The 12,681-nt window shown below is 63.5% G+C and carries 13 protein-coding genes, 1 pseudogene and 1 riboswitch; of the genes and pseudogenes, 7 read left to right on the top strand and 7 right to left on the bottom strand.

Translation table 11 applies throughout. From position 1 onward, the window contains the following. Positions 1-81: 81 nt before the first annotated feature. The 5 genes from E3O65_RS17125 to E3O65_RS04400 all read right to left on the bottom strand — a co-directional run bounded on the left by E3O65_RS17125 (position 82) and on the right by E3O65_RS04400 (position 2,583). Complete coding sequence (locus E3O65_RS17125; RefSeq protein WP_241988657.1) at positions 82-429, bottom strand: GNAT family N-acetyltransferase; 348 nt, start codon at positions 427-429, stop codon at positions 82-84. Continuing rightward, entirely contained in the window at positions 369-1,061 is a 693-nt protein-coding gene (locus E3O65_RS04415; RefSeq protein WP_134362507.1) for a GNAT family N-acetyltransferase, read from the bottom strand. Before E3O65_RS04415 ends, E3O65_RS17125 begins: the two co-directional genes overlap by 61 nt. A 310-nt stretch (positions 1,062-1,371) precedes the next feature. Beyond that, on the bottom strand, positions 1,372-1,821 hold the full coding sequence (locus tag E3O65_RS04410; protein ID WP_198411661.1) for a cytidine deaminase family protein: 450 nt from the start codon (positions 1,819-1,821) through the stop codon (positions 1,372-1,374). A 147-nt stretch (positions 1,822-1,968) separates the two neighbouring features. Next, complete coding sequence (locus E3O65_RS04405; protein WP_134362506.1) at positions 1,969-2,262, bottom strand: hypothetical protein; 294 nt, start codon at positions 2,260-2,262, stop codon at positions 1,969-1,971. Positions 2,263-2,328: 66 nt separating this feature from the next. Continuing rightward, a complete protein-coding gene (locus E3O65_RS04400; protein WP_134362505.1) occupies positions 2,329-2,583 on the bottom strand; it encodes a hypothetical protein in 255 nt (84 codons plus the stop codon). A gap of 286 nt (positions 2,584-2,869) precedes the next feature. Here E3O65_RS04400 and E3O65_RS04395 point away from each other — a divergent pair, with 286 nt between their 5' ends. Continuing rightward, complete coding sequence (locus E3O65_RS04395) at positions 2,870-3,202, top strand: hypothetical protein (protein ID WP_134362504.1); 333 nt, start codon at positions 2,870-2,872, stop codon at positions 3,200-3,202. 73 nt (positions 3,203-3,275) lie between these two features. Here E3O65_RS04395 and E3O65_RS17120 read toward each other — a convergent pair. Beyond that, positions 3,276-3,626: pseudogene (locus tag E3O65_RS17120) on the bottom strand (ATP-binding protein); the annotation flags it as partial. Between the two features lie 357 nt (positions 3,627-3,983). Here E3O65_RS17120 and E3O65_RS17545 point away from each other — a divergent pair. The 3 genes from E3O65_RS17545 (at position 3,984) to E3O65_RS04380 (ending at position 6,581) form a co-directional block, all read left to right on the top strand. After that, positions 3,984-4,325 carry a Mu transposase domain-containing protein gene (locus E3O65_RS17545; RefSeq protein ID WP_422386402.1) on the top strand — a complete coding sequence of 114 codons (342 nt, stop codon included), beginning with the start codon at positions 3,984-3,986 and terminating at the stop codon, positions 4,323-4,325. Positions 4,326-4,403: 78 nt separating this feature from the next. Next, entirely contained in the window at positions 4,404-5,009 is a 606-nt protein-coding gene (locus tag E3O65_RS04385; RefSeq protein WP_134362503.1) for a hypothetical protein, read from the top strand. A gap of 198 nt (positions 5,010-5,207) precedes the next feature. Next, positions 5,208-6,581, top strand: a complete 1,374-nt coding sequence (locus tag E3O65_RS04380; protein ID WP_166785649.1) for a LamG-like jellyroll fold domain-containing protein — start codon at positions 5,208-5,210, stop codon at positions 6,579-6,581. Between the two features lie 1,405 nt (positions 6,582-7,986). Here E3O65_RS04380 and E3O65_RS17475 read toward each other — a convergent pair. Continuing rightward, positions 7,987-9,324, bottom strand: a complete 1,338-nt coding sequence (locus E3O65_RS17475) for a DNA/RNA non-specific endonuclease (RefSeq protein ID WP_134362610.1) — start codon at positions 9,322-9,324, stop codon at positions 7,987-7,989. Between the two features lie 241 nt (positions 9,325-9,565). Further along, positions 9,566-9,659: riboswitch (TPP riboswitch) on the top strand. On the opposite strand from E3O65_RS17475, the gene thiM reads away from it, so the two are divergent. From thiM to E3O65_RS04355, 3 genes are all read left to right on the top strand, one after another. Continuing rightward, positions 9,653-10,459 (top strand): hydroxyethylthiazole kinase, encoded by an 807-nt coding sequence (thiM, locus tag E3O65_RS04365; protein ID WP_134362500.1) that lies wholly within the window; start codon positions 9,653-9,655, stop codon positions 10,457-10,459. Its footprint overlaps the riboswitch before it by 7 nt. Beyond that, positions 10,456-11,109 carry a thiamine phosphate synthase gene (gene thiE, locus E3O65_RS17110; protein ID WP_166785648.1) on the top strand — a complete coding sequence of 218 codons (654 nt, stop codon included), beginning with the start codon at positions 10,456-10,458 and terminating at the stop codon, positions 11,107-11,109. Before thiM ends, thiE begins: the two co-directional genes overlap by 4 nt. Further along, the gene (locus E3O65_RS04355; RefSeq protein ID WP_241985673.1) at positions 11,106-12,617 is read left to right on the top strand and encodes a bifunctional hydroxymethylpyrimidine kinase/phosphomethylpyrimidine kinase; all 1,512 of its coding nucleotides are present in this window, start codon (positions 11,106-11,108) and stop codon (positions 12,615-12,617) included. Before thiE ends, E3O65_RS04355 begins: the two co-directional genes overlap by 4 nt. Positions 12,618-12,681 lie beyond the last annotated feature (64 nt).

Here is a 12,681-nt window from a genome sequence, read left to right as displayed (position 1 = left end):
GACGTCGCAGCGCTGGTTTTCGTACTTGAGTTTCTGGAGTTCGATTCCCTCTGGGATGAATCCCGCTTTCAGGGCGATGGTTCAGCATGCCGGGTTGTTGACCCTGTGCCCGAGCTCGAGCCGAAACAGGTCGCGCTGTTCAAATGCCCAGTTGGCAGCCGAGGTGAGAGAGCGTGAGGCGAGGCCATGGCCTCGGGCCTCGGCGGACACCCAGTAGTCGACCCAGCCGGTGTCGTGGCGATGCTTCATGTTTCCGATGCCCACGTTACCGACTGCTTTGCCGTCGACGCTGATTGCGAAGTTGCGCACGGAGGGGCTGGACGGGGCGAGCTGGAGTGCGATGAATTCCTGGCAGCACTCGAGCGATGTCAGGTCGGCATCGCCGACTTGAGTTGCGAGGTCGTCGCTGGCACCGAACGCGCGAAGCAGATGCCCGGCATCAGATTGGTTCCAGGGGCGCAGGTCAGTAGTAATTGCCGTTCGTAGCTCCGCCATTGTTCTTCGACGTTGAACCCCATCGAGCGGACTAGGCCAAGACGCCCCGCGTTGGCAGCGGCGCCACCTGCCGTGAACTCGCGAACTCCTTCCTTGGCGAATGTAACGATGGATGCTGCCGCGACCGCAGCGCCGAGTCCGCGGCCGCGGTGGGTACTCAGCACGGAAGCGAAGTCGTTGTTTCCCGTGCCATCCACAACCTGCCCGACGACGACTGCGACCAGGACGCCGCCGTCAAGAGCGCCAAAGATTCTCTTGCCCGAGGCCCAGAAGCCACGAATTGACTCTCGCTCGGGAGGTGCTTGGAACGTCGCGGGTGTGAACGGGTAATCGGCGTTGTTGGCCAATTCGAGGTCGCAGACCGCATCGGCGTACTCGGCCGAGAGTTCCAGAATCGTGATTCCGGATACCTCGGCCCCGGCCACCGCCTGCTGAATCCTGGTGAGATCCGGCGCCTCCGCCAAGTGCAGCCTCGCACCCCAACTCTCACCGACCAGCCGGTAGCCGGATGCTTCGAGATCGGCCACTCGGGGATCCTCGGCCCGCACAATCTGAAGGTCACCCATTGATGCAACTGTCTATGGTCGAATGGCGGTCGTCTGGAGCGCAGCAAGCAGTGTTTCCATGTCGGCGGACGTCTTTTCGGTGGCTGTCGCGATGCGCCGCAATGCGCCGCAATGCGCCGCAATGCGCCGGTGACGCTGATGGTCGCGAATACGACGAGCACCACTATCGCGACAAGAAGCCAGGTGGGATCCATGTTGACAACCTAATGGTCCAGGACTCATCCACCGTGGCACCTTGAATGGCATTCCTGCCAGGTCAAGCTATCTGCTCGAGAGGCACCCGGCTGCCCCGTGGTGACCGACCATCGAGCTACCCAATGATCGAACTCGCCGCCCTGTCACCGGCCCCTTTCTCTTCGGCTAACCAATCGAAGCCCAATGGCAGCAAGTCGGCGATTGAGACGTTACGCACGCCCACCGGAGTGGGAACAATGACTCGAATGTTGGGGTGGTAATCGGCAAGAATCTGGCGATCGCGACCACAAGGGGCTTTCACGCCGCGACCGCTGTCGCCCACGGCCACAATTGCCGTCAGCTCGCGTGCTCCGGAAGTTCGCGCCGTTCCCAGCGCGACGAGCTCAGCGCAGGGACCACCCGTGAAGTGATAAACATTGACGCCCACGTGAATCCGTCCCGTGGCATCCCGAACAGCGGCTCCGACTGTGTGCACGCCACCTTCAACGTCCGCGTTGGCATCAATGGCTTCCTCCGCTCTCGCAATGAGTTCCAGGTCGTCATCGGTGAGCTGGCGCATATCCATGTCGTTGAGCGTATTGCCCAATGCTCACGTTGCGCGCCGAAACGTCCGCCAACGCTCGATTCGGTCTCGGTGGGCCAGATTAAGGGAGAGCGTGGCAAGCTACCTCTACCTTTGCGGCAGGTCGACAGAGCCGCGGGGCGCAGTTCGTCATGCTGCGAGCCACACAAAAAGGGCCGCAGCAATCACACTCGAGTAGACGGCCGGGACAATAAGACGCAGACGCCACCTCTTTGTCCAAGGCGGGAGCATCAACACAGCGGCGGAGAGCACCGCGCCGATTGAGAGTGCCGCTAGGGTCTCAAAGACCATCGGGATGTTCAAAGCCGACCCGAGACCGTGGCAGTCTCTGAGCCCGCACCAAGCGAGCCGCGCAGCCACGATGGAGTAGTACTGGATGAACGCCGCAACGGGGAGTGCCCAAAGCAGGTTGAGTACTCGCATTGCTTCGATCCTCCCGTGAGCACGCCGTTACCTGCCTAGTGTGGCCGTTCGCCAGCCAAGAACGCGTCACGAGGCCATCGACACGAGAAGTCCGAATCCGAGTCCCGCGAAAGTGACTCCACTCACGAGTGCCACAACGGCCCTCGCCCAGCGGTTCGGCGACCAGGGAACGAGAAAGATGGGCAGTCCGATCAGAAATGGGAGTGGCAGGAGGTTGCCGATCGTGCCGCCGATATCCCGATTGATTCCGAATCCGCCGCCCGTGCACCCGTTGATTCCGCAGAAGTCCCACAGCGCACTGATCAGAAGGACTGCACTCACAACCACTGGAATCGGAAGAGCCCAGAGCAGGTGGAGCCAAGTGCACTGCTTCGGCGTGGTTTCAGACCTCTGAGGCCTTTTGCTGACGGTCGGGGCATTCATGGCGATGCCATCAGCCTGGTGTGACCACGCTCGCACACGCCACGGGCGTTTCAGGGACTCTGGAAGCAGATTCAGGCCTATTCGGCTTAGTCCCGAAGTCTCGGGGAGTGGCATTCGGGAACCCTTTGCGGATCGCTGGAGCGGTTGAGACGTCTGCAGGGGCGAGACCTGCGAGACTCACCGCATGTCAACTCAGACGGGTACTCAGAAACGACGTGCAGTGTCTCCGGTGCTCATCGGATTCGTGGGGATGATCATCGTTCCGTTCTTCATCGTGCTCTTGACCAACTCCTGGGATGCTCCAGACGCAGCAGACTTCGTACGGATGGCGTTTGGTACCGTAATCGCCTCCACCTTGGCGTCGGTGGCGGCTTGGTGGTTGGCGTTCAACCGGATGAAAGCGGGTCGGAGTGACCGTTACTGGTTCTGGGGCGTTGCTGGCATCGTCACTCTTTCCTCAATTGGCAGCATCTCCAGTGCTGCTGAGGCTCTGTTGGTGCGATTGACCAATCCATAGATCGCCAATCCGCGGCCGGACCGGTCCTCAGCTCCCGCGTCGAAGGAAGGTTTTTCATGGCTTCTCGAATCGGCAGGATCGGCAGGATCGGCACTTCTGCGCTCCGAACGATATCCGCCAGTGCGAGGTCGATCGCCGTGTGCTCGAGCGGACTGAGGGTTCTATCGAGCACGGTCTCGGCGAGTGCGCCGATCAGGTCACGACGCCGTGAGGCCAGCTGTGCCCACGACTCGGCATCCGATGCGGAGGCCGCCCGGTGCCCCTCATCGAGCGGATTCAGTCGGTTGCGTAGTCCATGGCCAAGGATGATCGCCTTGCCGCCGACGGCCTCGGCGACGGCGGTGTGCTCGCCCTTCGGGTCGCCAGGAACGTAGACGCGTCGGCCGAAGGGGAGTGAGCGTGTGTAGAGCGACTTTGCCAGTGAGCGTCCATGTCGATAGTCACGCAGTCGCAGCCGACAGGGGGGCCTCGGAAAGAGCGTCCCCTAACTCACGATATGAACTGAATTTGACCCAGCAGGTTTTGTGGCGCGATTCTGGGAATCGCCGATCCTCGAGATTCCGGCGATCCCAGATGTCAAGTTCCGCACTCGTCTGCACAAATTGGCGCACTCGTCTGCACGAATCAGTCCGTGGAGACATCGTTCCTGCCAGGCCGATCGTTTCGCTCGCCGGCTGACTTCAACGAGCAACTCGCGAGTTGGTTGCCCCGGGCGAACGGGAGGGTTGTTCGCCGGCTCGGCGGGCGCCCCACGGAGTCGGTCGCGGCGGACCGGGCCGCGATGCTCGCGCTGCCGCCGGTCGCTCCGCTGGTCGGGTTCGCCGCCAGGGTCCGCTTGCCGCGCGATTACTCCGTTCGCGTCCACGGCAACGACTACTCCGTCGATCCGGCCGGGATCGGACGAACGGTCGAGGTTCGGGCGGACCTGGACCAGGTCACGGTCACCCTCAAGGACAGGTCGTTCGCGTCCCACAACCGGGCATGGTCGCCTCGGCACGTGAATGCGTTTACGGGGCGGCGACCTCGGCACTTTTCCGCGACCATTACCCTGTGGGCAACCCCCAGTTCGAGGCACATATATGTTTTTAATATTCAGAGCTTATATCATAGTTATGCGCGGTGACTTGTGTAGGAAATCGCGACGACTCTCCGTATGCCGTCCCCGCTCATTCCAAGCAGCATAAACCTGGGGAGTTTTTCCATGCACAGCACTGCGTCCACTACTCGTGCAGCTCGTTTCGCTCGGATTGCGGTCATTCCGGCTGGCCTGCTGGTCAGCGGCCTGATCGTTGGTCAGGCCTCGTACTCGGCGTTCACGGCGACGACAGTAAACCCGATCAACAATTGGAGCTCAGGCACCGTTGCGCTGACCGACGACGACACCAACATAGCGATGTTCACCGCGACAAAGCTCGCGCCGGGTTCGACCGGCACGAAGTGCATCGTTGTCACTTCCTCTGGCACTGTTCCGTCCGCTGTGAAGCTTTACGGCACTACCCCTGCAACGACGAACGCTTTCAGCGGATCGATCAACCTCAGCGTTGTGCAGGGCACTGGCGGCACTTTTGGGTCGTGCACGGGGTTCACCGCGCTGGCAACTGGCTCGTCAGTGTTCACCGGCACCCTGGCAGGCTTCGGCACTGCCGCGACCAGCTTCGGCACTGGTACGGGCAACTGGGCGCCAACCGGCACCGCAGCGGAGAGCCGCACCTACCAGTTCACCTACACGGTCGACGCTGGCGCCCCGAACACAACCCAGGGGAGTACCGCTTCGATCGGCTTCACCTGGGAAGCCCAGAGCAGCTAGCCCAACACTCCGGAAGTTGGTCGCCGTGTAAACCCGCGTGGTGGCTGCGTCCGTTTAATGCTCCTAGTAGAACCGAGGTCTTACCCCATGTCGCGTTCATCGTCTCGAACGCGACATGGAGTACTTGTTGGGGGTTTGCCAAGATTGGCTCGGTTTAGCTTCTGGTGGCGGATCGTGATCGCCACTGTGGCTCGGGTCATGCTTTCCAGCGCGGTATCCCTTCTCATTTGGGCTGCCCTGCCCGCCGCAATCGGCTGGCTGCCGACCACAGTTGCCAGCGACTCGATGGCACCGCGTATCCGCGCGGGCGACGTTGTGGTAGCGATGCCCGTAGACGACGACGATCTCCGTGTTGGCCAGGTGCTCCTTGTCGACGACCCTGACCACGATGACAGGTTTCGGCTGCATCGGATGGTCGCCTCCGACGGGACCGGCGCACTGGTGCTTCAGGGAGATGCCAACCCAACCGTCGACACCAGCACCATTCCCCGCGACGCCGTGCGCGGCGTCGGCGTCATCCGGGTGCCGTTCGCCGGCTTCCCCGGGATTTGGCTGCGTGACGGAGCCGTTCTCCCCCTCGTAGTATTTTTTGGAGCCGTTGCCACACTTCTCCTCGCCACCCGCCTCGATCGACGCATCATCCATCCCGTTGAACCCGCTGTCGACCCTCCTGACGCGGATATGCCGCCGGATGACAATCCTCCCGTCGTTTCGACCGATAACTTGCCCGGGGCCACCTCGCCTCGCTCGGGCCGCTCCGCCACGTTCGTCGTGCTGGCCGTGCTGGCCTGCACGCTCATCAGCACCGCAACAGCAACTGCCGACGCCGCATTCACCGGGCCCACCGCGAATCCCACCACGACCCTCGCCGCCGACGCTGCTTACCCGTGTCTTACCAAGCCAACGCCAGCAGACACCCCGTTCTTCTTCTACCGGTTCACCGGAACATCCGGAACAATCGCCACCGACTGGTCTGGGAATAACCGAAACGGCACTTTTCAGGGCGGTGCGCGTCGGGCAGCGGGATCGTGTGAGACCAACGCGAGCCCTGCCCTCACTCTCGACGGGGTGAGCGGCTACGTGAGTACCCCCACTACGGTCGCCGGATTGAACGTCTTCTCCCTCGAGCTGTGGTTCAAAACCGCGCCAGGATACACACAGGGCGGCAAGCTCATTGGTTTCGGCAACTCCCAGTTAGGTCAATCGAGCAGTTACGACCGGCACATTTACATGAATGCGAATGGCAACCTCATTTTCGGCGTCTACCCCGGCGCCGCTAAAGTGATCACCAGCCCGGTGTCGTATAACACCGGCAACTGGACGCACGTGGTCGCCACACTCTCCCCGGCCGGTATGCGCTTACTTGTCAACGGCACTCTTGTTGCCTCCGACACCACCGTCACTACCGCCGCGGCGTACAGCGGCTTCTGGAAGATCGGCTACGACAACCTGACCTCCTGGCCTGGCCTACCGCCTCGTTTCTTTTTCCAGGGAACCATCGACAACGCCGCCGTTTACACGACTGCACTCACCGACGCGCAGGTGAACGCACACCGAACCACCGGACACTAAACGACTACCTCCCCTGAGTCGTTGCTCTTGGGCAGAGAATCACTCCGAGCCGGCTCTCGTCGATGCGGAGTCGTGCAGTTCGACATCGAGCGCCGAAGCGATCCGGTTCACGATCGACGGCACCAAGCACCAAGCACCAAGCACCAAGCACCAAGCACCAAGCACCAAGCACCAAGCACCAAGCACCAAGCACAAGGCATGGGTTTGGGCGTCGGCAGTCCCACAAGCAGCGAACGAGCGTTAGCCGCAAGTGACAACTAGCGATTCGCCGACAACCTACACGTCGTCATCCACACCCCTGCCCCTACGACGTGAGGGCCCGCCGCTCGTTCAGGACGCCGACTGCGGGTCGCGGCGCATCTTGCGGCCGCGCGACGAGCTGCGGCCGACATCGAGAAGCCCCGGTAACTCAGCCGAGTACTGAGCCGCTAGACGTTCGTTCGCGGCGGTGGTGGGGATCGGAAGTTGCCTGCATGAGCGGCCACGCGCAGCTCCGGCAGTACGAGCGCGCGTTGTACTTTACCTCGGCCGGTGCTCGGTTGCTTGGCCACATGATCCTCGATGCGCCAACCTTCGTCGAGAATGGGTTGAGCGCCCGTTAGCGGAACCCTCAACTGGCGGCAATTTCTGAGCGTTTGTTCACAGCTGAGGGATCTTGGTTGTTACAGGATGCAGGTCAGGAACCCGGTCATTCATGGTGTCCAGGCTTTCAAGGCTGCCGTCGAGTCGCGGGTTGTTTGGCCCGGTCAAGCGGGCCCGAAACCGCTGGTGTGGCGACTTGATTTCTGGTGGTTCGCGTTGTGCAGCTCCGCGGCCTTCTCGGGGCTGGCGCTCATTGTGTCCCGCACGGGCTCATGCCCGCCCGGCTGACTCTTCCCGCACCAAGCGGGACAAGGTGTCGACCGCCGCGTCGCCCCCGGACAGCACAACGCCAAGAGCTTCCTTGTAAACCACGTCACGCACTGGAAAGGGACCTCCCTTACCGAGCTGGAGCATTGTCGAACCGTTCCTGAAGTCATTCTTGTGGCCTCTATGGATCACCCATTCCGCATCAGGGAAGGTCGCAGTCAAGACTTCCCCGAAGTAAACTTGCACCTCATCGATCAGGGCAAGCTGAGCTGACGTGAACGGGCCGCTCCCCGGGTCACCGCTCTCGGAGGTGGGTCTCGAGGGGTCCCAACACGATGGCAGTTCTGTGCGCTGCGTTTCGTGACGCTCCTTGATATGGGCCAGGAATCATTCGCTCACGGCGTCCAGGCGTACGACGCTGCCGTCGAGCCGCGGAGTGCTCGGCCCGTTCAAACGACTCCGAAGATGCACCAGCGCCGGTTTAGATCCCCGGAGGTGTAGCTCGTGCAGGTCCTCACGTGTTTCGCGGCTGGCGCTCATGGTGTTCCACACGATCTCAGGCTACCCAGAGGGTAAAAGGGATTCCTAAACGCTCAAGCCGCTCTAACAGAGCGACGTCGGGCCCGACGGTGTTGTTGTGGCTCGTGAAGAATTGCCACTCGACTATTCCAACACCACTCTTCGAATCGTTCTTCATGATGGTTTCTCGCTCCGCCTGGCTGGCGGCCCGTCCGACGTCCCGTGCTCGACCATGCTTGATTTCCGTCGCGCGAACGAATGGCTCAGCCCGCCGCGGTGTGGTGCAGGCGAGTGCGGAAATTGTGCAGCCGAGTTCGGAAATTGACAGGAGTACCCCAGCGCTCCTGTCGACCGGGCCGTCCCGGTTGCCCCACCCGGACAAGATTCGCGCTCCAGTGTGTTTTTCGCGACAATCGTTCGCTACTCGACAGTCTCGAAACTCCATGGTGGCGGGGCGGTGCGGGCCGTATTCTGGCGCCATGGCGCTAACGAATCGAGAAGGCGCATCCCTCATGCATATGGATATAAGGCGAACTCCCGATAATTCAGTGAGTTCAACCCACAGCTCGCGAGGACCGACATCGTTCCGGATTAGGGCTAGGGGCGCTAGGGCATCCGCCTCGGCCAGGGCGGTCAGGTTCAGCCCGGTGAGGACTGCAACGTCCGCGATGGGTACCTGGTACGTCCGATGTGGACCGAGGGGTGGGGGAGTGCCGGCGGTGAGAGCTCGACGGCTGGCAGCGTCAAGGTCGAGATCGGCCAGTTGGGGACTTTGGTCCAGGACGACCCTGGCAGCTCGACGAACGGTGGAACCGTTTATCGTGGTGGTCCACGCGGCGATTTTCCAGAAGGATTGTGGGATACCAGTGCCGCGGTTTACCGGATCTTCAATGGAGAGCACAGATGCGGTGAAAACGCTGATGCGGTTCTTGTTGGTGCGTGCGTAGGTGAGGGTATGGTCCTCAAGGCCGAGCCAGAGCGCTTGCGAGTGGTTAAATGCCCCGGCTTGCGGGGCGGCGTTGGTGTGGGCGAAGGTATCAGCGTTAGCCTGCCGGGCGGTCGCGGAGCCGCCCCATACCGGGTCTTGACGCCGGACGAGATGCCCGCGGTCCAGGTCGTTCTTCGCGTAGACAGCCTCCCCGGTCTGTTCAGTGAGGGGGATGCGCGAGTCGAAGTGCCAGTTATCACCGCGCCGGAGTCGACGAGCTGGTCGCCGTCGATGTTGACGCCAGTCACGAGAGCAAGGCGACGAAGGGGCTCTAAAGGCACGGTGAAATGTGTGTAAGGCAGTTCTCGAATGGTGGTGCCCGCAGGCGGTGTAAGAAGTTGCAGTGGTGACTCGAGAAAAATTAGGTCGTACCCAGCAGGAGAGGATGTCGAAGCGTCCTTGCCGTTAGCTAAGCAGTCGCAGCCGACATTTTGGCCATCCCAGGTCAGGGCTGTGAGACGTCCTGTCTCCCTACGCCCACTTGACGCAGCCGCCGTCGGATACGAGACGCTCGGTCAGCTCTTGGAGCGCTCGCGCAATGAGTTCGTTCCGTCGGCCAGTTGTCAAGATAGTGGCCGCGTCCAACCATGAATAAGAACGAAGGCGCTGCGATACGCTGGGCCGTAAGCCAAGTGACACGGGGTGCTCCATCGGGAGCTGAGATAACACCCGTTGAACCTGATCTAGTTAGTACTAGCGAAGGGATGTCGCGCAAATGCGCACGCCAGAAGAACTTATTTCATTCACTTGTTCAGCGCTCGACGAGGTGCGGGCCCGCCCTCCGCTCGTGCAGTGTCTCACCAATAGCGTTGTTGTGAACTTCACCGCTAACGTGTTGCTGTCGCTCGGTGCGGCGCCCGCGATGGTCGATATTCCGGGCGAGGCGGGCGCGTTCGCACGGATTGCATCTGGGCTGCTCGTCAATCTCGGCACGCCTAGCGCCGAACAACGCGACGCGATGGTCGAGGCCGTCACAGCCGCGAACGATGCTGGAACACCATGGGTGCTCGACCCTGTTGCCGTCGGTTTTCTGCCGGTGCGCACGCCGCTGGCCTTCGCCCTCCGCGACCTGCGACCCACGGTGGTGCGCGGAAACGCGTCGGAGATAATTGCGCTGGCGGGAGCAGGATCCGGCGGCCGCGGGGTGGATTCATCCGACGAGGTAGATGCGGCTATGGCCGCGGCGTACGCGCTGGCAGGGATGACCGGTGGGGTGATCGCCGTCTCCGGGCCTGTCGACATCATCACGGATGGCCGTGAGTTGGTGCGCATCGACAACGGGCATCCGTTGCTCACCCGCGTCACCGGCGGGGGCTGCGCCCTCGGCGCGGTCATGGCCGCGTTCGCCACGGTCGACGCCGACAGGTTCGTCACCACGGTGGCCGCGGCCACGGTGTACACCGTCGCGGCCGAGCTCGCGGCAGAGTCCGCCGCCGGTCCGGGCAGCTTCGCTGTCGCCTTTGTGGACGCCCTGTCCACCGTCACCGCCCAGGACATCGCACGCCGGGCGGTGCTCCGATGAACCTCGACCTGTCGTTGTACTTGGTGACCGACTCGGGGCAGGCCGCTGCGGCCGGGCGCAGCATCGTGGACGTGGTGCGGCACGCCGTTGCCGGAGGCGTGAGCGCCGTGCAGGTGCGTGAGAAGGAGACCGCTGGGCGGGAGTTCCTCGACACGGTGCTGCGCATCGCGGATGTGCTGCCCGACACCGTGGCGTTGATCGTGAATGACAGGGTCGACGTGTTCCTGGCCGCCCGTGCCGCCGGGCGCCGGCTGACCGGGGTGCACGTCGGGCAATCCGACCTGCCCGTCGGCGCGGTGCGCGATCTCGTCGGGGGTGACGCGATGATCGGGCTCAGCGCATCGACGGATGCCCAGCTGCGCCGCGCGGCTGAGGACCCTGCCCTGGTCGACTACGTCGGCATCGGCGCACTGCACGCCACACGCACCAAAAGCGACGCGCCCCCTGCCCTGGGGCTGGCCGAGTTCGCTCGCCTGGTTGGGGTCAGCACGCTGCCGGCCGTGGCTATCGGCGGGATCGGCCTGCGCGACCTGGCCGCCCTCCGTGAGTGCGGGGCGGCGGGCGTCGCCGTGGTGTCGGCGATCTGTGCGGCGCCGCACCCCGAGCAGGCTGCCCGCGAATTGCGGGCAGCCTGGGGAGCGACGGCGTGACCGGCGCATCCCCACGCACCGCGCGCGTGCTGAGCATTGCTGGTACCGACCCGACCGGTGGAGCGGGCGTCCAGGCCGACCTCAAGAGCATCGCGGCGAACGGGGGCTACGGCATGGCCGTCGTGACCGCACTGGTCGCGCAGAACACCCACGGTGTGCGCTCGGTGCACGTGCCGCCGGTCTCCTTCCTGCGCGAGCAGCTGCACGCAGTGAGCGACGACGTCGACATCGATGCCGTCAAGATCGGGATGCTGGCCGACGTTCACGTCACCCGCACCGTGAGCGGGTGGCTCGGCCAAGTAAAGCCTGGGCTCGTAGTGCTCGACCCGGTGATGATCGCCACCAGCGGCGACCGCCTGCTCACCGAGGATGCTGAGGAGGCTCTGCGCGACCTGCTGAGCGTCGTGCACCTGGTGACGCCCAACATCCCGGAGCTGGCCATCCTTGACGGTTCTCCCGTGGCGACCAGCTGGTCGGCGGTGCTGCGCCAGGCGCAGCACGTCGCCGAGACGTACGGGGTCCTCGTGCTGGCCAAAGGCGGACACCTCGCCGGCGACCTCGTACCGGACGCCCTCGTCGGCGCCCACACCCTGCGGGAGTTTCCCGGGCTGCGGATTGACACCCCGAACACCCACGGTACCGGGTGTTCTTTCTCCTCCGCTGTCGCAACCCGGGTCGCGGCTCGGGCCGGCATAGCGGGGCCGAGCCTGGCGGATTGGGGGGACGCGGTAGCCGAGGCGAAACTTTGGTTGACCGAAAGCATCGCCCACTCTGGCGACCTGCAGGTCGGATCTGGCCACGGACCGATCCACCATTTTGCCGGTTTGTGGCAGCGCGGCGGCCTGCATACCAGCCCCAGCCCGGACCAGGTCGCCGAGGAATGGTGGCACGACATCCGTGACATCCGCACCGACACCGACGAGCTGCCGTTCATCCAAGCGCTCGGGGACGGCTCCCTGAAGCGGGACGCCTTCATCTGGTACCTCGCCCAGGACGCCCTGTACCTGCGCGATTACGCCCGGATGCTGGCCGTCGCGAGCCGGCTTGCCCCGACCGCCACCGAGCAGGCGTTCTGGGCGGCCAGCGCGCACGGCGCGATCGCCGCCGAACTCGACCTGCACTCCAGCTGGATCGCCGAGGAGACCCTGGCCGGCGTGCAGCCCAGCGAGACAACGACGGCCTACCTCAACCACCTCTCGGCCGCCGGCGCGAGCGGCGACTACGGCGTCCTCGCCGCGGCGCTGCTGCCGTGCTTCTGGGTGTACCAGGATGTCGGCACGCGGCTGCATCCGCTCTCGCACGACGCGCATCCGTACCGCAGCTGGCTGGACACCTACGCGGACGAGGAGTTCGCCGCTTCCACCGCACGTGCGATCAAGATTGTCACCTCCACCGCCGCCGCGGCGGCTGAACCGGCCCGGCGCCGTATGGCCCAGGCGTTCCGCGCCTCGGCCGCGCACGAGCGAGAATTCTTCGCTGCGCCCTTGACCAGCCCCCGGCAGAAGTGAAGGTTCCTCCGTTCGCCCCGTTACTTTCTTCGTATCCCTTGATCGTGTAGTTATGTGAGGGTGT

The organism is Cryobacterium breve, from assembly GCF_004402375.1.
Classification (GTDB): domain Bacteria; phylum Actinomycetota; class Actinomycetes; order Actinomycetales; family Microbacteriaceae; genus Cryobacterium; species Cryobacterium breve.
This window is presented reverse-complemented; position numbering and strand designations above follow the sequence as displayed.